Origin of the sequence: Acetobacter sp. DmW_125128, from assembly GCF_008704325.1 — a bacterium.
In the GTDB taxonomy this organism is placed as follows: domain Bacteria; phylum Pseudomonadota; class Alphaproteobacteria; order Acetobacterales; family Acetobacteraceae; genus Acetobacter; species Acetobacter oryzifermentans.
This window is the reverse complement of record NZ_VHOP01000038.1, coordinates 1-22,462: the sequence shown is the minus strand read 5'-3', so window position 1 is coordinate 22,462 and position 22,462 is coordinate 1. Positions and strand designations below refer to the sequence as shown.

General features: G+C 53.4%; 20 protein-coding genes and 1 pseudogene. 14 read left to right on the top strand and 7 right to left on the bottom strand.

All coding sequences use genetic code 11. The features are described from left to right. Positions 1 to 21: 21 nt before the first annotated feature. The 11 genes from FKW19_RS11620 to aldA all read left to right on the top strand — a co-directional run bounded on the left by FKW19_RS11620 (position 22) and on the right by aldA (position 9,849). Positions 22 to 1,227, top strand: coding sequence for an amine dehydrogenase large subunit (locus FKW19_RS11620; protein WP_089178598.1), 1,206 nt, complete (start codon positions 22 to 24; stop codon positions 1,225 to 1,227). Beyond that, the gene (locus FKW19_RS11615; RefSeq protein ID WP_006117006.1) at positions 1,224 to 1,766 is read left to right on the top strand and encodes a MauE/DoxX family redox-associated membrane protein; all 543 of its coding nucleotides are present in this window, start codon (positions 1,224 to 1,226) and stop codon (positions 1,764 to 1,766) included. The genes FKW19_RS11620 and FKW19_RS11615 overlap by 4 nt, the downstream gene beginning before the upstream one ends. Next, positions 1,766 to 2,368 carry a redoxin family protein gene (locus tag FKW19_RS11610; protein WP_193561108.1) on the top strand — a complete coding sequence of 201 codons (603 nt, stop codon included), beginning with the start codon at positions 1,766 to 1,768 and terminating at the stop codon, positions 2,366 to 2,368. The genes FKW19_RS11615 and FKW19_RS11610 overlap by 1 nt, the downstream gene beginning before the upstream one ends. After that, complete coding sequence (gene mauA / locus FKW19_RS11605; protein WP_006117008.1) at positions 2,355 to 2,942, top strand: methylamine dehydrogenase (amicyanin) small subunit; 588 nt, start codon at positions 2,355 to 2,357, stop codon at positions 2,940 to 2,942. The genes FKW19_RS11610 and mauA overlap by 14 nt, the downstream gene beginning before the upstream one ends. Before the next feature lie 2 nt (positions 2,943 to 2,944). After that, complete coding sequence (locus tag FKW19_RS11600; RefSeq protein ID WP_006117009.1) at positions 2,945 to 3,454, top strand: hypothetical protein; 510 nt, start codon at positions 2,945 to 2,947, stop codon at positions 3,452 to 3,454. Between the two features lie 108 nt (positions 3,455 to 3,562). Then, complete coding sequence (locus FKW19_RS11595) at positions 3,563 to 4,942, top strand: outer membrane beta-barrel protein (protein ID WP_170315326.1); 1,380 nt, start codon at positions 3,563 to 3,565, stop codon at positions 4,940 to 4,942. Between the two features lie 48 nt (positions 4,943 to 4,990). Next, the gene (locus FKW19_RS11590) at positions 4,991 to 5,581 is read left to right on the top strand and encodes a hypothetical protein (protein WP_063353565.1); all 591 of its coding nucleotides are present in this window, start codon (positions 4,991 to 4,993) and stop codon (positions 5,579 to 5,581) included. A 128-nt stretch (positions 5,582 to 5,709) separates the two neighbouring features. Beyond that, on the top strand, positions 5,710 to 6,441 hold the full coding sequence (locus tag FKW19_RS11585; RefSeq protein WP_006117015.1) for a hypothetical protein: 732 nt from the start codon (positions 5,710 to 5,712) through the stop codon (positions 6,439 to 6,441). Positions 6,442 to 6,525: 84 nt separating this feature from the next. After that, positions 6,526 to 7,422 (top strand): aldo/keto reductase, encoded by an 897-nt coding sequence (locus FKW19_RS11580; protein ID WP_089178599.1) that lies wholly within the window; start codon positions 6,526 to 6,528, stop codon positions 7,420 to 7,422. A gap of 6 nt (positions 7,423 to 7,428) precedes the next feature. Continuing rightward, positions 7,429 to 8,295, top strand: coding sequence for a LysR family transcriptional regulator (locus FKW19_RS11575; protein ID WP_089178600.1), 867 nt, complete (start codon positions 7,429 to 7,431; stop codon positions 8,293 to 8,295). A 105-nt stretch (positions 8,296 to 8,400) separates the two neighbouring features. Next, on the top strand, positions 8,401 to 9,849 hold the full coding sequence (gene aldA, locus FKW19_RS11570) for an aldehyde dehydrogenase (protein ID WP_063353568.1): 1,449 nt from the start codon (positions 8,401 to 8,403) through the stop codon (positions 9,847 to 9,849). A gap of 108 nt (positions 9,850 to 9,957) precedes the next feature. Here the strand turns inward: aldA and FKW19_RS11565 are convergent, their stop codons facing one another. The 4 genes from FKW19_RS11565 to FKW19_RS11550 all read right to left on the bottom strand — a co-directional run bounded on the left by FKW19_RS11565 (position 9,958) and on the right by FKW19_RS11550 (position 15,100). Further along, complete coding sequence (locus tag FKW19_RS11565) at positions 9,958 to 11,262, bottom strand: cytochrome c (RefSeq protein WP_089178601.1); 1,305 nt, start codon at positions 11,260 to 11,262, stop codon at positions 9,958 to 9,960. A gap of 4 nt (positions 11,263 to 11,266) precedes the next feature. Beyond that, positions 11,267 to 13,459 carry a molybdopterin cofactor-binding domain-containing protein gene (locus FKW19_RS11560; protein ID WP_089178602.1) on the bottom strand — a complete coding sequence of 731 codons (2,193 nt, stop codon included), beginning with the start codon at positions 13,457 to 13,459 and terminating at the stop codon, positions 11,267 to 11,269. After that, positions 13,456 to 13,917, bottom strand: a complete 462-nt coding sequence (locus FKW19_RS11555) for a (2Fe-2S)-binding protein (protein ID WP_089178603.1) — start codon at positions 13,915 to 13,917, stop codon at positions 13,456 to 13,458. Before FKW19_RS11555 ends, FKW19_RS11560 begins: the two co-directional genes overlap by 4 nt. Before the next feature lie 106 nt (positions 13,918 to 14,023). Beyond that, positions 14,024 to 15,100: a DUF563 domain-containing protein gene (locus FKW19_RS11550; protein ID WP_089178604.1), complete on the bottom strand. Its 1,077-nt coding sequence runs from the start codon at positions 15,098 to 15,100 to the stop codon at positions 14,024 to 14,026. 107 nt (positions 15,101 to 15,207) lie between these two features. Here FKW19_RS11550 and FKW19_RS11545 point away from each other — a divergent pair, with 107 nt between their 5' ends. Then, positions 15,208 to 16,305: a class I SAM-dependent methyltransferase gene (locus tag FKW19_RS11545; protein WP_089178605.1), complete on the top strand. Its 1,098-nt coding sequence runs from the start codon at positions 15,208 to 15,210 to the stop codon at positions 16,303 to 16,305. A 14-nt stretch (positions 16,306 to 16,319) separates the two neighbouring features. On the opposite strand, the gene FKW19_RS11540 is transcribed toward FKW19_RS11545, so the two are convergent. Continuing rightward, a complete protein-coding gene (locus FKW19_RS11540) occupies positions 16,320 to 16,547 on the bottom strand; it encodes a hypothetical protein (protein ID WP_063353573.1) in 228 nt (75 codons plus the stop codon). A gap of 322 nt (positions 16,548 to 16,869) precedes the next feature. Between FKW19_RS11540 and FKW19_RS11535 the strand changes: the two are divergent. Beyond that, a pseudogene (locus FKW19_RS11535) lies at positions 16,870 to 18,548 on the top strand (Hint domain-containing protein). An 81-nt stretch (positions 18,549 to 18,629) separates the two neighbouring features. Here the strand turns inward: FKW19_RS11535 and FKW19_RS11530 are convergent. Continuing rightward, complete coding sequence (locus FKW19_RS11530) at positions 18,630 to 19,886, bottom strand: MFS transporter (RefSeq protein WP_238331282.1); 1,257 nt, start codon at positions 19,884 to 19,886, stop codon at positions 18,630 to 18,632. Positions 19,887 to 20,087: 201 nt separating this feature from the next. Between FKW19_RS11530 and FKW19_RS11525 the strand changes: the two genes are divergently transcribed. Then, a complete protein-coding gene (locus FKW19_RS11525) occupies positions 20,088 to 20,330 on the top strand; it encodes a hypothetical protein (RefSeq protein ID WP_035351113.1) in 243 nt (80 codons plus the stop codon). Between the two features lie 99 nt (positions 20,331 to 20,429). On the opposite strand, the gene FKW19_RS11520 is transcribed toward FKW19_RS11525, so the two are convergent. After that, positions 20,430 to 22,430 carry a Hint domain-containing protein gene (locus tag FKW19_RS11520; protein ID WP_150395779.1) on the bottom strand — a complete coding sequence of 667 codons (2,001 nt, stop codon included), beginning with the start codon at positions 22,428 to 22,430 and terminating at the stop codon, positions 20,430 to 20,432. Positions 22,431 to 22,462: the final 32 nt, after the last annotated feature.

The following is a 22,462-nucleotide window of genomic DNA, read 5'->3' as shown; positions in this document are numbered from 1 at the left end:
GTATCGAGAGAAACAGTTCGCATGTCTCTTCAAAAAGTCCGTCCCTCTCTGCTGCGCGCTCTTTTGGGCAGTGCAGCCATTCTGACCATGGGAGGAACCGCCGCCAAGGCAGCGGAACCCGTATTACAGACCGAGCAGAGTGACGTTATTACCCTGCCAGCTTATTCCCCCCACACCATTTTGGTGGAAGATGCGGTTTACACCCACAACAAGGATGGCCGCGTTTATGTAGTGGATGCCGATTCCGGCAAACTGCTGGGCATGGTGCAGGCCGCCTATAACGCCAACATGGCGCTTACGCCCGATGCCAAACGTATTTATGTGGCAGAAACCACATGGGAACGCGGCAATCGTGGCGCACGGAACGATCTGCTGGCTGAATATGATGCCAACACGCTTAAGATCACATCTGATGAAAAACTGCCCGCCCGCGCACTGGTTACGCCTAAAAAGAACGACTTCGCGCTGAATGCCGATGGCTCTCGTTCCTACGTGTATCAGATGAGCCCCAGCAACGCCGTGGAAGTGGTGGACAACGCTGCCCATAAGGTGACGCAAACGGTAGAAATTCCCGGTTGTGCGCTGGTGTATCCGTGGGGCAACGCTGGCTTTTCCTCCCTATGTGCAGATGGCACGCTGGCCAATGTTAGCCTTGGGGCAGATGGCAAAGTGGGCATGACGCACACCGCACCGTTCTTTGAACCCGATAAGGACGGTATTTTTGAACAAAGCCCCACTGTTGCGGCAGATGGCACGGCTTACTTCCTCAGCTACAGCGGCATGGTGTACCCCACTAAAATGGGGGAAAACAGCACGGTAGAAAAACCGTGGTCCTTGCAGGAAGGCGCGGGAATGAAAGCCGCCCCCGATTCCTCCAAGCCGTTTGAAGTAACATGGCGGCCCGGTGGCTGGCAGATTGCCGCACTGCACAAGGCATCTCACCAAATGTATGTGCTGATGCACAAAGGCACGTTCTGGACACATAAGGATAACGGCACGGAAGTGTGGGTGTTTGATACGCAAACCCACAAGCGCATCCGCCGCTATCCGCTTAAAGTGGCCAGCAACCTTGTAGGTGTTACGCAGGACGCACACCCGCTGATGTTCACTGCCAATGAAGATAATGGTGATTTCTTTGTTTCTGATGCGCTTACAGGCAAGCCCCTGCGCACCATAAAGGCCCTTGGCACATCCCTTATCTTTACGGTTGCGCCGGGTGAAGGATGAGCCTGCTGGCTGAAACAGCCCCGCTTGCGGCCCTGTGCGCAGGGGGCATTGGCACCATGTTTTTGGTGGCTGGTGTTTCCAAACTGCGTGGGCATGATGCGTTTTTAGGCACGCTGGCCTCTTACCGGCTTTTGCCCTCTTGGTCATACGAAGGTGTGGCGTGGGGCTTGGCTGGGGCAGAGGTTCTGGCTGGTCTGGCGCTGTTTTCCGGCTTTGCCGCCGGGCTTGGCGGTTTGGCTGCTGCGGCCATGCTGGTGGTGTTTGCACTGGCTATGGGCATAAACGTTGCCCGTGGGCGCACCAGCCTGTCTTGCGGGTGCACGCCCGGTTTGGTGTCCGAAACTTTGTCATGGAAGCTGGTAGCCCGCACCGTGTTGTGCGTGCCGCTGGCGCTGGCCCCGTGCTTTGCCTCTGGCGTTTCTGCCTTTGTATGGGGGCAGGGCGTTATGGCGGGTGTGGCGCTGTATCTGGTGTGGTTGGCACTGGTGGCCTTGCCGCCAGAACGCGTACCCGGATCTGGCGGAGGGCAGGAAGCATGATGCTGTTTTTGTACATCTGGCAGGGGCTGCTTACGGTTCTGGCCCTTGGGCTTGCTGTTATGCTGGTGGCCTTGGCCCGCCAGATTGGCGTGCTGCACGAACGCCTTGCACCATTGGGGAATCAGGAAGCCAAGCCGGGGCTGGATGTGGGGCAGATTGTGCCGCGTCTGGTTTTGCATACGCTACAGGGCCAGCCTTTTGTGGTGGGCGATACCCTGCCCGCAGGCGCCAAGCAGCTTTTGCTGTTTGTGGCGGCGGAATGCCCGGTGTGTAAGCGCGTTATCCCCATTGCACGGCAGGTGGCTGCCGAACGTGGGTTAGACCTTATTTTTGTGGGCGATGGCCCCGAACCTGAACTGAAAAGCATGGTGGCTGCCCGCCCGGAAATGCAGGGTGTTCCCCTGATAACCGGTGTGGAGCTGGCCCTTGTGCTGCAAATTAACCGTATGCCAGCCATGGTGCTGCTTGATGAACGCGGCACCATTCTGGCCAAAGACCTCGTGAATACCCGGCGTCAGATCGAAGGGTTGCTTGGCAACGTTACCGCCACACCCCCGCAGGGTCTGACCGATACAGGAGCAATGTCTCATGCTGCCGTCTGAAAACAAGAACTCCGCAGAACAGGGCACCCTGTTTGACCGGTTGACCGAATCTCTGCTCCGCCGTTTTGCGGGCAAAACATCCCGCCGTGGCGTGGTGGCAAAGCTGGGCGGCGTGGCCGCTGCCGTGCCGCTGTTTCCGCTGCTGCCGGTAAGCCGCGCCAATGCGGCTTCTTCCTCTGCCGCCAAGGCCGTGGCCAAGGCTACAACGCCATTTGGCGCCAAAGCGCAGGCTAAAGATGCCAATGCGTGCGATTACTGGCGTTATTGCGCTATTGATGGCAATTTGTGCTCCACCTGTGGGGGTGGCGTTCATAGCTGCCCGCCGGGCACAGCGCCTTCTCCCACATCATGGATTGGTAGCTGCTACAACCCGCAGGATGGCAATTCCTACATGATTGCGTATCGTGATTGCTGTGGCCAGGATTCCTGTAACGAGGTGACCTGCCTGAACACGGATGGAGATCAGCCTTCCTACCGCCCCATGGCTAATAATGACATTATCTGGTGCTTTGGCACGGGCACGTCTGAAATGTACAACTGCTCCACGGCTGCGGTGATCGGGAAAGCTTCCTGATTATGTTGCGTGCTGTTTTCCGCCTTGCCGTGCCTGCTGTTGCAGCGTGTGCAACACTGGTTTTGGCAGGCGGGGTGGCACGCGCGGCAGATGCCGTGCCGGGGGCCACAAGTTTAAACCCCACGCAGGTTGCCTATCTTTCGCACTGCGGGGGGTGCCACGGTATTGCGGGCGTATCTGGCCCAACCTTTGTGCCTCTGCTGCGTGATAGCGTGGGCAGCTTTGCCTGCACGGATGAAGGGCGGAAATATCTGGTGCAGGTGCCCGGTGTTTCCATGTCCCTCATTCGGGATGATCAGCAGTTGGCAGATGTCATGAACTTTGTGCTGATTGATCTGGGGGGCAAAAGCACGCCGCCGGGCTTTAAGCCCTATACAGCCGCAGAAGTGCATGAATGGCGGCAACACCCGCTTTCTATGCCAGACTTCATGGCTAACCGCGCGCATGTGCTGGAGCGCTCTTTGGCTGCGTGTCATCGTGGCAACAATGGCGCGGCTGCAACAGTAAAGTAACACGGTAAGCCCTGTTCTGCGGGGCTGCTCTCGGCTAGATCACAGCTTTGGGCCACAACACTGTAAAACAGAAGCAAACCCGCCCCCTGCCGCGGTTGTTTGTGGATAATGGGAGTATCAGGGAGCATGCGTTTGCGCCACCGTTTGTCCGCCGGTATGTGTTTTGCCCTGCAACTGGCAGCGCTGCCTGCATTTGCGCAGGAAAAAACCACCCCCGATGATGCCGAGCGCCCTTTGGCGGTGGAAGAAACAGCAGCAGAAAAAAAGCAGGCCCAGAAGGATGAGGTGAATTTAAAAAGCCCTTCCAGCCACTCATGGTTTGATGATGTTGAAGGCCATATTGTGGTGGAAGCCGGTGTAAACGGTAACCCATGGACCAAAACAGGCCGCAACTGGGCGCAGTCTTACGTAGATAGGGCCAATACTGCCACACTTAACCAGATTACAGGCACACTCTCCCACCCGGTAACAGAACTGGGCGATGGCTATGGGCTGGGTTTTGTGTTTGAGGTTCTGTATGGCTCCGATGCCCGGTTTAACCCCACCATTGGCATGGGGGATGGCAACCTGACAGGCATATACCAGTGGACGCCCACGCAGGCGCATATTGATGCCCACCTGCCGTGGCTGACCAAAGGCGGGATAGACCTGCAAATCGGCCAGCAATACGGTATTCAGGGTTTTGAAGGCACAGATGCGCTGGAACGGCCTTTTTATTCCTACAACTATTCATCCGATTACATTGTGCCGTTTGAAACCGTGGGTGTTCTGGCTACATGGCACATGACAGACCACGCAGCCCTTGTGCTGGGTGTAAACGCCGGTAACTCCACTACCTTTGGCCATGCCAAAAACAATAGCCGCCCCAAAGGGTATTTTGGCTTCCAGTTTACAGAACTTGCAGATGGCAAGCTGGATGTTGCCGCCATTGGCTATTTTGGCCCGCAGCAGAGCGTGTACGCCATTGGGCGCGAAGCCAACCACGATATGGAATATATCGGAGACCTTCTGGCCTCCTACAAAATTAACGATAAAACCACCGTCACCCTGAACGCCACCTACTTCCATGATGATTACCTGCGGGATGACGTTTATGGTGTAACGGCCTATTTCGCGCATGATTTCAGCGATGAACTGACGTTTAACGCCCGTGGTGAAATTTTCCGTGATAATAATGGCGGCGTGGTGGGTAACAACACATCCCCCATGTCTTACGTGAACGAATTGCGTGGCCAGAACTATCCGTATGATTACGCACCCGGCACCACCTATGGGGAACTGACGGTGGGTGTTACGTACCGCCCCGGTTTTCTTAAACTGCCCAAAGGGTCTTTTTCCATTCGGCCGGAAGTGCGGCTTGATAAATCCCTTAACGGCACGCGGCCCTTTAACCGCGTTTCCCCCACGGATGATCCAAACGTGAACTATGCCAATAATGGCATGAACAACATGTTCTGGTTCAGTTGTGATGCTATCTGGGCATTCTAAAAACCCGCTCCGCCACCCCACCACCGGCACAACACAGAGGATCAGCCCGTGCAGAACCTGATATACGCCAATGCTGCCCTTACTGTTGTGCTGCTTGCGGCCTGCATTGTTATGGGCTTAATGCTGCGCCGTATCCGCCGCTTGTTTCAGGAAATTGCACCTGTGGGCGCACTTACCAGCTCACGCGGGCCACAACCGGGAGATGCCTGCCCACCGCAGCCTTTCCACACATTGGCGGGGGGTGTTCTGGGGCTGGCTGGTGGCGCCAAGCCGCGGCTGGTGCTGTTTGTTTCTGCAACATGCCCGATTTCTCGCAAGGTTATCCCTATTGCACGCAACTTCTGCGGGCGTGAAAATCTGGAACTGGTGCTGGCGGGGGATGATGCCCCAACCATTCAGCAGCACTTTGCCCAGCAAACCAACACACCGGCTGCTGCGTTTATAAATGATCCGGCGCTGGGCCGTGCCTTGCAGGTAGATAAATTGCCTGCCGCGTTTTTGTTCGATCAGCAGGGCACGCTTATTGCCCGTGGGTTGGTGAACAACCGCGAGCATCTGGAAAGCCTGCTGAACGCGTGGGAAAGCGGGTTTAGCACGGTGCAAACCTATATGCAGCACACGCGCCGCAACCGCGCGTGATGCTGGATGTGTAATTATAAAATATTTGGTAATGATATTATAAATAATCGCAAATAGTTTTTATTGACTCTGCTGCTCATAACTTGCCAGATTTAAATTAAGTACTGGAAAAGAGCAGGAGTGCCACCATGACCGACTCCTTTCATCTCCCCAAAATCTCTCTTGAAGGGTTGGAGAAAATTATTATCGCGTACAGTCATGTGCCCGATAATCCTACGCTAGATATTCTTGCGCGGCTTACCAAAATGGGGTCTGCTGCTATCAGCAGAAACAATAAATTTCTAATGGATATCGGCGTTATTGCTGGTGCCGCAGAAAAAACAGTTACCCCTTTAGGCCAAAAGCTGGGGCACGCTCTGGAATATGCTTTAGGGGCCGATGCACAAGCATACTGGCGCGAGGCTATCTCTAGCAATTCTGCCATGATGGAGCTTATCACCACAGAAGATATAAAACGTGGGATGAGCGAAAAGGATTTATCGGCACATATTCTAGATGTTTCGGTGCATAAAAAGCATGCGCATACGCAAACAGGCGCACGGTGTTTGATAGATATTTTGTTAGAAAGCGGATTGCTTGAGCAAGATCAAGACATGCTTGTTGCCGCACCAGCACAGCCAGCCAAAGATAAGGCGCAACTGTTTGGCCTACAGGCAGAAGATTCCGCGCCAGATACCAAGGGCAGCGCGCCACCAGCCGCACTTATGGGGCTACCGCTTGCGGGGCAGAATACCACGCGCCCAGATATGCCCTACATCATGCTTAATCTGACATTGCCGGAAACCGAAGATCTAGCGGTTTATGAAAAAATATTTCGTGCTCTTAGGGAAAACCTTTTGGGGTTGCCCCCCTTGCCCTAAAGAGTGTTCGCTACCTGCAAGGCAGGCATGAGTATGGATATGTGCAACCTCTCCTACAGCTAGGCGTTGGGGATAGCATGTGGCATGGTTTTACACGCAAAACCAACATGTTGCTGTTTACCGCCGGATTTAGGAGAACACGTTTTGGGTATTCCCGATATCACACTGCACGATGGTCTTACTTTTCCCGTTATTACCTTTGGTACATACAAACTGAACGGTATAGCTGGCATGGAAGCAATGGTCAGCGCATTGGATGTAGGGTACCATGCGCTGGATAGCGCCTTTAATTATGAAAACGAAGGCGCCGTAGGCCATGCCGTGCGCAAAAGTGGTAAAAAGCGGGAGAACCTGCGCATTGCCTCCAAACTGCCAGGCCGCCACCATGATTATAACGAGGCACTGACAACAATTGAAGAATCCCTCTACCGTGCGCAGTTGGATTATTACGATCTGTATTATATTCACTGGCCCAACCCCAAGGTTGGCAAGTATGTAGAGGCATGGCAGGCGCTTATTGAAGCCAAAAAACGTGGCTATGTGCGCTCTATTGCCGTGTGTAACTTCCTGCCCGAACATCTGGAAAAATTGCAGAAAGAAACAGGGGTTCTACCATCTATCAACCAGATTGAGCTTTCTCCCTACTTCCCGCAGGATGATATGCGGGCGCTGCATAAAAAGCTGAATATTCTTACCCAGTCATGGAGCCCCCTTGGCCGGGCCAACAAGCTGCTGCAAGATCCGCTGATTACAAAAATTGCCCAGCGGCTCAACAAATCTACCGTGCAGGTTATCCTGCGCTGGCACCACCAGTTGGGTTGCGTACCTATTCCAAAAGCTTCTAGCAAAGAACATCAGATTTCCAATATGGATATTTTTGATTTCTCACTGACAGAGCAGGATATGAAGGACATGGCAACCCTTGCCCGTCCGGATGGCCGCAGCCACGGGCAGGATCCCGCAACGTACGAAGAGTTTTAATTAACTATGGAGGCTCTCCGTCTGGCGCAGTTGCAGATTTTCTGCGCCGTGATGGAGGAAGGCTCGGTGGTTGCGGCCTCGCGCCGTATGCACTGTGTGGCCTCCAACATTACGGCGCGGCTCAAGGAGCTAGAACAGCTTTTGGGGCAGGATCTGTTTGCGCGGGAAAAAGGGCGGCTTATTCCCACGCCAGAAGGCCGCCTGTTTTACCATGAAGCGCGAGAGGTTGTAGAAAAAGCCCATAGACTTGCAAGCTTTTTTCAGCCCGATGTGCCGCGCGGTATTTTGCGTATAGGGGCGCTGGATGTGGCTTTGGCGCATTTTTTGCCCCAATATATGCCAGCCTTTATGGCCGCCCACCCGGATGTGGAAATACGCCTGTTACGCCGCGCCAGCTATACGTTGGAACATATGCTGGATGATCAGGAACTGGATCTGGCCATAACGGATGGCCCCATTGTGCATCCGCTTCTTGAAAGCCGCTTTGTTTTTACAGAAGAACTGGTGCTGGTGGCCCCACAAAATATCCGTAGTTTACAGGATATTCACTGGCCCAGCACGACAGTGCTTTTGTTCCACACAGATTGCTTTTACCGTAGCGCGTTTGAACGCTGGATGGCAGAGCAGGGCTTTGTCCCTCGTGCCATTCAAACAGTGGAATCTTACGATGTCATTCGGGCCTGTGTGCGCGATGGTATTGGTATTTCCTGTTTTCCTAAAAGCATTTTTCAACATAAAGCACCGGATGATGTGCGCGTGTTAGCCGTGCAAGGGTTACGCCCAGCCCCTGTTTACTGTGTATGGCGGCGTAATGGTGCAAAACCTTTGCTACGCAGGTTTATAAATACCATTTGCCCGGCAGAAAGAGATTAAAACCATTCATTTTTCGTAAATGGTTTACTGATATATCATTACTTTTAATGAACACATGTGTGCGTCATACTGCAAATAGCATTTCATAAAAAAGGAGAACACCTCATGGCTGATGTCAAACAGCAGGATCTGTTCATCAATAATGAATGGGTAAAACCCACATCTGGCAAATATACGCCCATTAAAAGCCCCGCTACGGGGGAGGAAGTTGGGCAGGCCGCAGAAGGCAACCCACAGGATGTTGAAAAAGCTGTGGCCGCCGCAAAAGCTGCGTTTAAAGGTTGGAGCAGTAAACCTGCCAGCCAGCGCGCCGATTATCTTTACGCCCTTAAAAACCTTGTAGAGCGCGATAAGGAACGCCTGGCCACCATTATTACCTCAGAAATGGGTAAACCCATTAAGGAAGCCCGCGCCGAGGTAGATTTTGCCGCAGGGCTGCTGCGTTTTGCGGCGGAAAATGCCCGCAGGCTTCAGGGGGAAATTATACCCGGTGAACGTGAAGGTGAAAAAATCCTGATCGACCGCGTGCCGCATGGTGTGGTGGGGGCTATAGCAGCATGGAACTTCCCGCTGGCTTTGTGTGCGCGTAAAATTGCACCGGCTCTGGCGGCAGGCAACACCATTGTTCTTAAACCCGCTGATGGCACACCGCTTTCTGGCTTGGCGCTGGCTGAACTGGTGCAGGAAGCCGGTATTCCCGCAGGTGTAGTTAATGTGGTGACAGGCAGCGGCCAAGGCGTGGGTGTGCCACTGGTGGCACATAAGGATACACCGCTGATTACCATGACAGGCTCTACCCCCGCAGGTAAGAAGATTATGGCAGCCGCAGCCGAGCATCTTAAGGAAGTGCGGCTGGAGCTAGGCGGCAAAGCACCTTTTATTGTTATGGAAGATGCAGATATTCCCGCAGCGGTGGAAGCTGCCGTTACGGCACGTTTCTTTAACGGTGGGCAGGTGTGCACAGCCAACGAACGTACTTACGTGCAGGAAGATGTGTATGATCGCTTTACCATAGCACTGAAGGATCGTATCGCCAGCCTGAAAGTGGGGGACCCGATGGATGATGCCACAGATATGGGCCCCAAGGTGAATGAAACCGAGCTGGAAAAAGTGGATGGCATTGTGCAAAAAGCCATATCACAGGGGGCAAAATTGGCACTGGGCGGCAAGCGTCTCACTGGTGGCCTGTTTGATAAAGGCACTTTTTACGCCCCCACATTGCTCACAGACATTACCCCGGATATGGACATTGTGCAGGACGAGGTATTTGGCCCCGTGTTTTCCCTTATCAAGGTGAAGGATTTTGATGAGGCCCTAACCCGCGCTAATGATAGCCGCTATGGGCTTTCTGCCTACCTGTTCACCAATGATCTTTCCCGTATCCTGCGTATGGGCCGGGAACTGGACTTTGGGGAAATTTACGTCAACCGTGGATCGGGTGAAGAACCGCAGGGCTTCCACCACGGCTATCGTGAAAGCGGATTGGGGGGTGAGGACGGTCAGCACGGGCTGGAAGCCTATGTGCGCACCAAAACCATTTATCTCAACGCGTAATATCCAATACGCGCCATGCCATAGGCTTTAAGTGTGGCGTGGCGGATATAAAAAACCGTGCCGGGGCAGAGCGCACCCGGCACGTTTTTTTTTGTTTTCAGGAAAGATTTAGTCCCGATCTTTTATGGTCTGTTCAATCTGTTTTTCCAGATCATGCGGTTGGGCTGTGGTAAAGTGTGTCATTACAAACGCGGTCATATCTGCAAGATCACGGTTGCTTAAACCGCCTCCCGTAAAGTGCGGCATAATCTGCACGCCCGTTGCCGTTTGCAGGCCGGTGCCATTTACCAAAACCTGTATCAGGTTACGGCCATTATCCGCACCGAGTGATCTGCCGCCCGCAATGCTGGCAAAGCTGCTTTGCCGCCCTGTGCCATCTGGCAGATGGCAGCCCGCACAGGCCGCGGCATAAAGCCGTGCGCCACGGCTGTTTTGCGGCAGGCTGGCATCACCACTGGCTGTTTTGCGGAAGGTTACAGAATCCTGCGGTGTGCTAACAGGTTTTGTGCTGCGCAGATACGTTACCATAGCCTGAATATCCGCAGGGGTAAGGTAACGCAGGCTGTGGCCAATAACATCTGCCATATCGCCAGATGCCGTGCCGTGGCCATCTGCATGGCCGGTGGAAAGGTATTGCGCCAGTTCGGCATCTGTCCAGCCGCCAATACCGGTTTTGGTATCGGACGAGATGTTATAGATGCGCCAGCCATTTAGCATATTGCCGCCAAGTGCCTTGCTGGTGGAAAGCCCAAAGGTGAGCGTGCGTGGGCTGTGGCAATCTGCGCAATGGCCTGCGCCTTCCACCAGCCAGCGGCCACGGTTCCACTGGGCGGATTTTGTGGTGTCATCTGGGTAGGCAGAGGCCGGGCCGTTCACGATGTTCCAGAAAATCATCAAACTGCGTATGGAAAAAGGAAAACGCAGCTTGTTTTCTGGCGGGGTGCTGGCAGATGTGGGCAATGTGGCCATATAAGCCCGAATATCCCGCACATCCTGATCACTCAGGCGCGCATAGGCGGGGTAGGGCATGGCGGGGTAAAGGTGCTTGCCGCCGGGGGAAACACCCTGCTTTACGGCAGCAACAAATTCCGCATCGCTCCACGCGCCCACGCCGTGCTGCTTATCTGCTGTAATGTTGGTGGAATATACCACTCCCATGCCCGGTAACTTGAACGCCCGTCCGCCAGCATAGGGCATACCGCCGGGGGCCGTGTGGCAGACCTCGCAATCCGATGCGCGGGTAAGGTACTGCCCGCGTTCTACAGGCGTGCTGCCGGGTGTGCCTTCCTCGGCAGCACTGGCATGGGCAGCATGTGTGGGCAGGCATAAGGTTGCCAGCAGCACAGTTGCCGCAGCACCTTTGGCAGAAAAGGAAACACGCTTAACGGATGGAAAAGAAAAATCATGTTTCATGGTCTTACTCTTTCCCTTCCGTGTTGCGGGCAGAAAGCAGGGGCAGGGTGCGGTAACGGTGCCCCCGTGCGGCGGCCATGGCGTTAGCCAGCAGCGGGGCGGCTGCGGCTGTGCCAACCTCACCAATACCGCCGGGGTCTTCCTTGCTGGGCATTACCACCACATCAATGCGGCGCGGGGCTTCGTTCATGCGCATTACGCGCCATGTGTTGAAGTTTTGCTGCTGCACACGCCCGTTTTCCAGCGTGATCTCATTATACAGGGCGGCGGAAAAGCCAAAAATCAGGCCACCCTCTATTTGTGCAATCACTTGGTCTGGGTTGATAACCTGCCCGCAATCTACCGCAGCAGTTACGCGGTGGATAATCACTTCATCCGGGCTGGGCATTTCAATTTCTGCAATGCTGGCCATGTAAGATCCAAAAGCAAACTGCAAGGCCACACCGCGTGCCCGGCCTTTGGGCACAGGCGTGCTCCAGCCTGCATCTGCGGCGGCGCGTTCCAGCACAGCCAGCGCACGTGGGTTGTTTTGCACCATGGCGCGCCGATAAGCTACCGGATCTGCCCCCGCGCGGGCAGCCAGCTCATCTATAAATCCTTCCACCACAAACAGGCCGCGTGTGCCACCTACACCGCGCCACCATGCGGTGGTAATGCCGGGGGCCTCGCGCCGGGCAAATTCCAGCCGATACGCGGGGTAGGTGTAGGGCGTAACCACCGTGGCAAGGGAGAGGTCATCATCATACCCATCCTTTGTGAGTTCTGGCGGGTCCCACCGCGCCACAACTGCCGGGCCAACAATGCGATGTTGCAGTGCGGTGATATGCCCTTTTTCATCCAGCGCGGCGGTGAGTTTATCTACATAAGCCGGGCGATACCTATCTTTGGTAATATCTTCTTCCCTGCTCCAGATAATTTTCAGCGGGTAGGGCACCTGTTTTGCAAACTGAACGCACTGGGTTACGTATTCGTGCTCCAGCCTGCGGCCAAAGCCGCCACCAATATACTGGCTGTGCACTGTAATTTTGCTGGCGGGCAGGCCGGTTATTTCGGCTGCCGTATCTCGCGCACGTTCGGCTACCTGTGTGCCTGCCCATATATCGCACCCATCTGGCCGCACATGGGCGGTGCAGTTTATGGGTTCCATGGGGGAATGCGCCAATAGGGGCTGCTGATAAGTGGCCGTATAGGTGGTGCCGGATTGGCCAATAATACCCGGCGCATCTGCCTTGGCGTTGGCCACAATGGCCGGGCCGTTTAGCCCTGCGTGTAGATCATCATAAATGGTTTGGGTGGTAATGGTTGCGTTTTTTCCAAAATCCCATTTCAGGTTCAGGGCCTTTAACCCTTTGCGGGCCGCCCAGTAATGGTTGGCGACCACGCATACGGTATCTTTATTATCCGTTACCAGCACGGCTTGCACGCCGTTTACGGCCAATGCGGCATTACGGTTCATGCTGCGCACGGTGCCGCCTTGCACGGGGCAGGCGGCCACGGTGCCAATTTTCATGCCCGGCACCTGCACATCCATGCCAAAGCGGGCGGTGCCATCTACCTTGATCTGGCTATCCAACCGATGATGTTTGCGGCCAATAAGTGTGTAATTGCCAGCATCTTTGAGTTTTGGTTCTTTGGGCACAGGCAATTTGGCGGCATTTTCGGCCACATCGCCAAACGGCACGGTGCGGCCAGAAGGCGGGTGCATAACGGCCCCATTGGCGGTTGTGCAGCTTTCTGGCGCAACGCCCCAGCGTGTGGCTGCGGCCTGCACCAGCATAGCGCGTGCTGCCGCACCGGCTTGGCGCAACGGCAACCATTCTGTCATGGTAGAGGTAGAACCGCCGGTAATTTCCGCCCCGCCACCGGGGGGCGCGGCCTCTATTTGCACGGCAAACGGATCTATCCCCAGTTCTTCCGCCATCAGCATAACGGAGGATGTGTAAATACCTTGCCCCATCTCGATATTTGGTAAAATAAGGGTAATGGTATTATCTGCGGCAATACGGATAAACGCGTTGGGAGCAAAAGGGGTGGCAACATCTTCTACCAGCATGCCGGTGCCTGCCTGCGTGGCCTGAGCTGCCCGCCCACGAGGCATGGGCCACAGTGTGGCCAGCAACAATGCGCCGCCCGCTTGCAGTACGCGCCTGCGGCCTGTTTGGAGCCGCGCGGTGGATGAGGGGGAATGTGTGCTCATGCCAGTTCTCCCGCTGCGTGGTGAATGGCTGCGCGAATACGCATATACGTGCCACAGCGGCACATATTGCCAGACATGGCGCTGTCTATCTGTTCATCCGTGGGGTTGGGGGTGGTGCGTAGCAGGGCTACGGCGGACATAACCTGCCCCGGCTGGCAGTATCCGCACTGCACCACATCCAACGCTATCCACGCAGATTTGATGGCCCGCACAATCGGGTCTGCCATGTCCAGACCTTCCGGGGTGGTAATGGCGCGCTCTCCTACCAGCCCAACGGGTAGGTTGCATGCGCGTACGGCCTTGCCATCTACATACACGGTGCAGGCCCCACACTGGGCAATGCCGCAGCCAAACTTGGCGGCATTTAAGCCCAGAATATCGCGCAAAACCCAGAGCAACGGCGTATCGGCATCAACATCCACGCTGTGCGGCTGGCCGTTTATCACAAGGGTTGGCATAGGGGGGCTCCTGTAGTTGGCGGGGGAAAGACCAGCCTAACACTTTCGGAGCGGGAACGAAACGGAATCCTCTTTATTATATATGCAAGAATACAGACGTGGATATTCACCCAGTCTGTTTTTGCCGGAAGTGCAACAGCGTTTGTGCGTGGCTGACAATCTCGCCTACAGGCAGAGGCAGGTTTGCGGGTGTGTAGTGGTCTTCATGCGCAACGCCGGTTTCCACCTTGTCTGCCCAATACTGCAAACCACCCTGAATACACATGGCCAGAAAACACGGGTTAAGGTGGTGGCTGGGCACCAGTTCGTACACCAGCGTGCCGGGCTGGCACCATGCCACATTGGCAAGGCCCGCGCCTAAAAAGCCCACCACCATATCGGCTTGTGCAAACAGGTCTATTTGCTGGGTTACGGGCAGGCGTTCGGGGCGTACACGGGCAAAGCCGAGCGTGGATAAAGCCTCGGCCAACGCGGCCTCGTTAGGCATGCGGCGGTTTGTGGCTTCGCCGCGTTCCAAAAACAGATAGCGCCCGCGTTTGGGTGTGGTGCTGGCGGCCCGGCGTAACGCCGCATAGGCGGCAAGTGCTGTTTGGGATGCTGTAAAATCGGTTTTGCCGCGCACAAAATCTGTATAAACCACGCGCGCAAAGGCATAGCGTGTGCCGTGCCGGGTTATCAGCCGCCGTTCGGGCGCCAGCCCAGCCAATGTTACAAATTGCTCCTGCCACGGGGTAAGGGGAGGCAGCAAAAACACATCGTTCTGCCCAGCGTGTTTAAGAAAATAGTAAAGAGCCGGAACCGTATGCGCTACCCAGTGGTAGTAATTGGTGTTCCAGTGGTCAAACCCTGCCCATGCGGTGCAATTGTGCTGTTCTACAGGTGTGTTGGCCGGGGCCGCATGCCAGCGCCTGAGCGCGTCCGGGCCTTGGGTATAAACTGTATCATGCAAGGGGCGGCCTTCCCATGCAAACAGAGCCAAAGCGGGGTCAAACACTGCGGGGCCAAAACTGTAGCGGTATATGGGGGGGGTATCTGTGTGCCAGTCTGTTAGCAGGCTGTGGGTGCCATCGGGCAGCGTGCCGCCAAAGGCAAAGTTTCCGCCCATGCGGGATGAGGTTTCAATTAACCCCCGGCCTCCAGAGGCCTGAAACACACACGGAAAGGTAGAAAGAAGCACAGACATGGCAGGGGGCTTTAGCGTTTTGCAAGGGTGTGCCAAGTATAAGGGTGGGGCTTGGGTTCAGGCAATAGGGCGGAACTTTGGCGCGCACAGTATGCAAGGTAGAGCGGATGCAAGACGGTTCCTATAACGAAGTTCCGGTTATCAGAACACCAGTTTTTAAAACCCCGGCGGATGATCTGGCTTACTGGCAAGCCAACCCGGATGTGGCCACGTGCGGGCTTTCTGCCCCCCAGCATTATGCCCAGCATGGCCAGCACGAAGGGCGTATGCAGGCCGCCAATCAGGATTTGGTGGCCGCCATGCGCGAACGCAAGCTGGAGCGCATTGCCTTCCGCCAGAACCCCGTAACACCGCGCACCTACGGCCAGCCCGCCAATTATATGACAGATGCTATAAAGCAGGAATTTCATATTCCGCCTTTTCCGCCCATTTCAGCCCATAATTACGGCGGCTATATTGCGGGCCTGCAAAAGCAGCATCCGGATTGGATGTTTTTGGATGTAGGGGCCGGGCTGCGCGATACCGTAACCGAGCAGATGGTGAATGTGGATGTGTTTCCCGCCCTCAGCACGGATGTGGTGTGTGTGGGGGAAAACCTGCCTTTTGCCGATGCTCAGTTTGATTTTGTGCTCTGTGCCGCCACGCTGGAACACACCAAACGCCCGTGGGAAGTAGCAGCGGAAATCTGCCGCGTGCTTAAACCCGGCGGCATTGTGCGCATAGATTATCCGTTCTTGCAGCCTGTGCATGGCTATCCATCGCATTACTTTAACGCCACGCCTGAAGGAAATATCAGCCTTTTTGAAAAATGGTGTGATATCCAGTATTGCGTTGTAGAAGATCACTTCCACCCCGTGCATGCCCTGCGCTGGATGATGGAGGATTGGAAGAACGGCCTGCCAGAACATGCCAAGGCCCAGTTTGGCAACATGCGGGTGGATGACTTTTTGTCTGCCCCCATTCCAGACATGATGCAGCAACCTTTTTGCACGGAATTAAGCCCCGAAACCAAAAAGGTGATTTGCGCGGGTTCTACGCTGGAAGGGGTTAAAAAGCAGGGCCCGCAGTTTTATGGCAGCCTGCGCGAAGAACATCTGGCGCAGGAAGTGCAGCAGGCCCGGCGGGATGTTGAGATCATGCGGGCTTCCTCATCATGGAAGCTTACAGCCCCGCTGCGTAGGGTGGTTGGCCTGCGGCGCAAATAAAGGCCGCAGCCCGATTAACGGAAAAAAAGCGGGAAAAAATACAGCCAGCAGATGATAAACATCAAGGCGCCAGTTATCAGCACCGGCAGCACGATTGTTACAAACGCCCCAAAGCGTGAGGGGCGTTCTGGCGGCAACCCGGCTGCCTGATTAACCTGCGCAACGCGTGCATCAATATCTGCGTCTATTGGGTTTTCCTCTGTCCAGTCTTCTTCTGGCGTGGGGGCGGGCGCATTTATCATGTGTGATCCTTATACTGGTGCTGGGCAAAAGCGCTTGCACCAATGTATAGCGCACAGCCCATTTTATGCCCCACCATACCAAGTATGAGAGACAGAATCGGGCAAATAGCATTTTTAAGCGATGGCTGGTGCAAATAGCCGATATACAGCACAAAATTTAACCCTAGATGATAATCATTCTCTCTCAAAAGGAAAGATATGTTTCAGCATGGTTAATTTGTTCTAAATGGATTAACGTTTTGATTGAGATTACGTTAGAAAAATATTAAACTGATTCCCAGACTGCATATAAAAAATCAGAATAACGTGAGAGATTAACAGCATGACAACACTAACTGTAAATACAAGTGGAGATTGGGGCGTTCCCACTACTTATGATGGTGACGATGTTATTTTAGATGGAACATCATCTCCAATTACAGTTAACGTTGTAGCGCATAATTACGGTGGCTGGACTGAAGGTGATACGGCAAATTCCAACTTCCATTCCCCCACCATGACCATTAAAGGGAATGTTACGTTCACCGGTGATGGTTACCTTTCTTCAACAATACGGTTACGAACGACGCCTCATCCTTCACTGTTGAATCGACCAACTTTGCAGTAAATGGCACCCTGACAGGAAACACCGTTACCATTGCAAACGGTGGCACCCTGTCTGTTGGCACGTTGAAGGCGCCTGTTACTTTCGGGGCCTCTTCCTCAGATTCCAGCGGGTATAATACGTTAATTGTTAGCAATTATGCGCCCAGCGGAACGCTCACAATTAACAACCTGTCTCCGCGCGATCAGATTGTGTTTTCCAATGGTGAAACCACAAGTCTAAGCTGGAGCGGCAATGGCAACGAAATTGTGGATCAGGACGGAACAGTTCTGGCGAATGTGACCTTTGCTGATGGGTATAGCAAGGACGATTACTCCTTTAACGGAGACAGCGTAACCGTTACCTGCTTTTTGGCTGGCAGCATGATCCGCACGCCCGAAGGTGAAAAGGCGGTGGAAGATATCCAGCTTGGTGATGACGTTGTAACTTTTGACTGGCAGCAGAACAAAGATGTGGCATGCCCGGTTGTGTGGGCCGGTAAAGCCCATGCACATGTGCAGGCTGATCTTGCGGATGATGAAGCAGGCTGGCCCGTGCGTGTTCTTGAAAACGCCATTGCCCCCGGCGTGCCTTACAAGGATATGCTGATTACGGCCGAACATTGCCTGTTTTTTGATGGCAAGTTTGTACCGGCCCGTATGCTGGTGAATGGCGTATCCATTTTTTACGATAAATCCATTACCTCTTACGATTACTATCATATCGAAACAGCGCAGCACGCCGTTATTACTGCCGATGGCGTGCAGACAGAAAGCTATCTGGATACCGGCAACCGTGCCACCTTCCGCCAGCTTGGCAAGGTTGCTGCGCTGCGTGGCAAGGCCAAAAGCTGGGCGCATGATGCAGGCGCCCCTTTGGCGGTAGAACGTGCCTTTGTTGAACCCCTGTTCCATGTTCTAAATACACGTGCGCATGATATTGCGGGCCATATTGCGCAGGCTAAAAAAGCAGAAACAACGGTAGATCCAGACCTGTATCTGGTTACAAACACCGGCGCTATTGTGCGGCCCCTGCGCAAGGAAACCCAGCAGTACAGCTTTATGCTGCCTTCTGGCACGCAGTTTGTGCGTGTGGTTTCCCGCGCAAGCCGCCCAGCAGATGTGATTGGCCCGTTTGTGGATAATCGGCGCTATATGGGTGTGGCCGTGGCAGATGTGCGCCTTTTCTGCGCCACAAAGGCACATAACATCACGGCACATCTTCAGGCCGAAAAACCCGCTGGCTGGCACGCTACAGATTGGACAGATTGCACATGGACTAATGGTGATGCCGTGCTGCCCTTGGGGAACTATCTGACCAACGGCAAAATGGGCATTCTTACCATGACCATTCGGGCGGCTGGGCCATATCTTGTTGAAGATCAGGCAGTTGCTGAATTAAACCTGCGTTCGGCTTGATTTTATCAGTTCTGAATGTGTGCAAAAGGCTCTACCTGAAAAGGGTAGGGCCTTTTGCATATGGTAAGGCAAGCCCGCAGTTTACTGCTTTTTCTGCCCGGTTTCACGCAGGAGAAAAGTAAGTGCGCCTGCCAGCACAATACCGGCTAGGCCAAAGCTAAAGCCTTTTGTAAAATCCGCCCCGCTAAGTGGTCGCCCATGCCCCAGATGTTGCAGAAACATTGCAAACAGCGGAGAGACAATGGCGCTCATAACAAATACCAAAAAGTTAATAGCCCCTGTGGCGCTGCCTTTTACATCATCAGCATTGGCTTCCTTGATAATGGTATAGGGGATCATGGCCGCGCCGGAAGAAAAGCCCAGTAGCAAAGCCAGCACATAAGGCGGAAACGTATTGCCCGGCAGGTAAATAATGGCTGCAACTGTAAGCGCCATAACAATAATGCCGCCCAGCAATACGGGTTTTCTACGCCCGATCTTATCTGTTAAATACCCAAGGGCAGGGCAGCCAAACATCCAGCCCACAGGCACCATGGCGGCCCGCATAACGGCCTCGTGGTAACCAACGTGCCAGCTTTGGGTTAAAAACGTAATGCCCCATGTCATGCTGCCTACGGTGGTGGGTAAAAACAGCAGCCCCGCACACAGCCCGCACAGATAAGATTGTGGGTTGCTGAGCACGCTTTTATACGGTGCAAACATGGAAGCAGATGCTTTGCCCACGTGCGCGGTGTTTGTCTTTTTTTCCTGCGGGGTCATTACAAACAGAAAAACGGCTATTAGGGCAATCAGCAGCCCGGTATCAATCCAGTAAAAATGCCAGTTGATAACGCCATGAATCAACCATGCCACGGTAGATTGCCCCATGGCGCCGCCCAGCATGCCTGCGCATTGCGTTGCCCCTACAGCCGTGGCCAGATACTTTTTGGGAAACCCCCGTGCAGCCAGATAAACCGCGCCCACAAATGCAAAAGCCGAGCCCGCACCCTGCATAAGGCGGCCAAGGCTTGCCATCCACTCATCCCCCCAACCAAACAGGCAGGTGCCAATTGCCAGCACCAGCGCACCAAACGAAATGGTATATTTGGCCCCCCACCGATCCACCGCAGCGCCGGAAATAATGGAGCAGAAGGAATAGGTGTAATAATACAGCCCAAGCAAAGACCCCAACCCAACCGTTGTAAGCCCAAAGGAGGAGACAAGCTCGTTCACCATAACGCTGGGGGCAGAGCGCGTGGAGTATTGCAGCAGGTAAAACACCAAACACAAAAACCAAGCAATAATATAGGGTGTCTGGATTGAAGTTGTGGGCTTATGTGTTGGGGGCGTAAAATTCATATATACATTTTTCATTTTATACAGTGGCAACGCTTATCTGGTCTGGCATTATCTGCTGGCAAGAGGCAACACAATTTTCAGAAACACTTAACGCTTAACATACACACGCCTGTGCGGAAATTGATGTAAGCCTTTGCATTGATACCGCAGCTATCTGCGTTCATGATGCGGCAGGAAAAAAGACACAATAGGATGGTTGAGATGACTGATGATGAAGCCCGTATGCTAACAGGCACCGAATTAGACCCGCAAAAGCTTTATATGCAGGTTGAAGGGCTGAAAGATGTTTTGAAACTTGCCGTAAGCGGGTTGCCCCCGCAAAGTTTACAAAACCTGCGCGAAGCTCTGGAAAAAGTTTGTGCAGGCAGCGTGGAAATTCCGGGAATGGCAGAAGCGCTCCAGATTGTAAAAGAGCACTCCCCCGCGGCTTCTCACCTACAGTAAGAGCATAGAGATATTGGTGCAGCCGTTTTTAAAAGCAACGGATGGGCTTTAATTGTAAAAACAGGCTCTACCCGCAAAGATAGAGCCTGTTTAAAACCGTTAAGCGGAGTGTGCTTTTTTCAACTGTGCTGTGTGCTGTGTTTGGGCAAGATAAGGCCCGGCAGCACGAATGCTCAGGGAAAGAATGCCCATTTTCCCGTGTGTGAGATGGTCTCCAAGTGGCAATTCCGCATTTCCCGTTGTCCAGGCGCAATCTGTCCACTCTGTAGCGTGCCAGCCTTCTGGTTTTTTATTCTGAAGGTGGGCTGTAATGCCATATGATTTTTTGGCGCAAAGCAAATGTATATCAGCAACAGCTACACCCATGTAACGGCGATCATCCACAAACGGGCCGATGGCATCTGCTGGGCGGCTGGCGCGGGAGATAATGCGCACGGATTTTGTATCAGGTGGCAGCATAAAGCTGTATTGCTGACCGTTATGCCGCATTGGGCGAATGGTAGCACCTGTTTGCGTCATCAGGTGCAGATCTGGATCATGGGTTGTTGCAATTTTTTCTACAGACGGCGGGCAGCCAACAACATGATTTTCACGCCATTCAAGTGCGCGAAACAGAGGTTCAACAAAAGCGCGATCCACACATAGTGGTGCGCCTGCATCGTCTTCCCAACTTTTGGCAATGCCATGCAGTGTGACAACTTTACCTTCCTGCCGGAAGGTGGAGCGGTTTCCGGTATCCAGATAGCTTTCTGTCAGCATACCGTCTGCGGTGATAACGGAATGCTGTTCCGTTTCTACATGGTAGTAATTATAGGAGCTAATGGATTTATCATAGAAAATAGACACACCATTTACCAGCATACGCGCAGGCACAAAGTGGCCTTTAAAGAATAAGCAATGTTCAGATGTAATCAGCATATCCTTGTAGGGCACGCCATCTGCAACGGCATCTTTTAGAATACGCACAGGCCAGCCAGCCTCATCATCAGGAAGGCCGGAGCGAACATTAACGTGTGCTTTGCCGACCCACACAACCGAACGCGTGACATGCTTGTTGTTGCGCCAATCAAAGGTTACAACTTCATCACCAATCTGAATGTCTTCTACAGCTACATCACCTTTTGGCGTGCTGATCATGCTGCCAGCAAGAAAGCAGGCACCAATGTAGGTGTTGCCATCAGATACAGTGATTTTCAGGGGGTTTGTATCATTGGTTGAGGCATTAACAATGTAAGCACCGTTGTTAAGTGTAACACCTGATGCAGGAGAAACAGCAAACTGCCCAATTACATTGCTATTTGCATCTTTAAGTGTAACAATTTTTTCTGAACTACTCGTTCCAAATAAACCACCATTTTCGATGGTGTAAGATGCAATCGTGCTTGTTGTATTCTGGAGTTCGATCGTATCCTTGGAAGGATCGTAATTTTGGAAAGTTGTCGCGTTTACTGAACCAGACGAAAGAAGACTGATAAGCGTTCCACCACCGTTGATAATAACAGTGCCGCCACCTGTTCCAAAATTAACAGTTGAGCCTTCTAAAACGCTAGCTAATGCAGAACCGGTATTAAGTGTTCCGCCATATTCAACATTAATTGTTGAACCATTTAAAACACCGGCAAGGGCGCCCCCACTTGTTCCGGTTAATGTAGCATTACCCCCAATAATGTTGATTGTTGAACCCGTGACAAGATTAGCTAAACCAGAAATGGAGGTGGTTCCACCAATATAATATGTGGAAATTTCTGCTGCACCCGCACCAATAATGAAGTTTCCTGTTGCACCCGGAGTACTTACAAAAGTTTGGGCACTTAATGCGCTAATGAGAACAGCAAAATCACCAGATCCTGGCGTAAGAACGTAACCACTGCCAAGAAGCTGCGCTATACCAAGGATATCAAGACCCGGGTTAATGTCCTGCTGGTCTAATATAACGTGCCCGCTGGAATCTGTAATTTTCACATCCCAGTCTGGGACTAAAGACCCATATGGCTGCGAGACTGTCCATGTTGTTTCGATAATCTTGTTACCGTTGGCATCAAGCACCGGATTGCCCTGATCGTCCAGCTCATAAGTGTAATAAGTACTTGCACTGCTCATAATATAAATCTCCGAAAATCTTGATTTGCGCA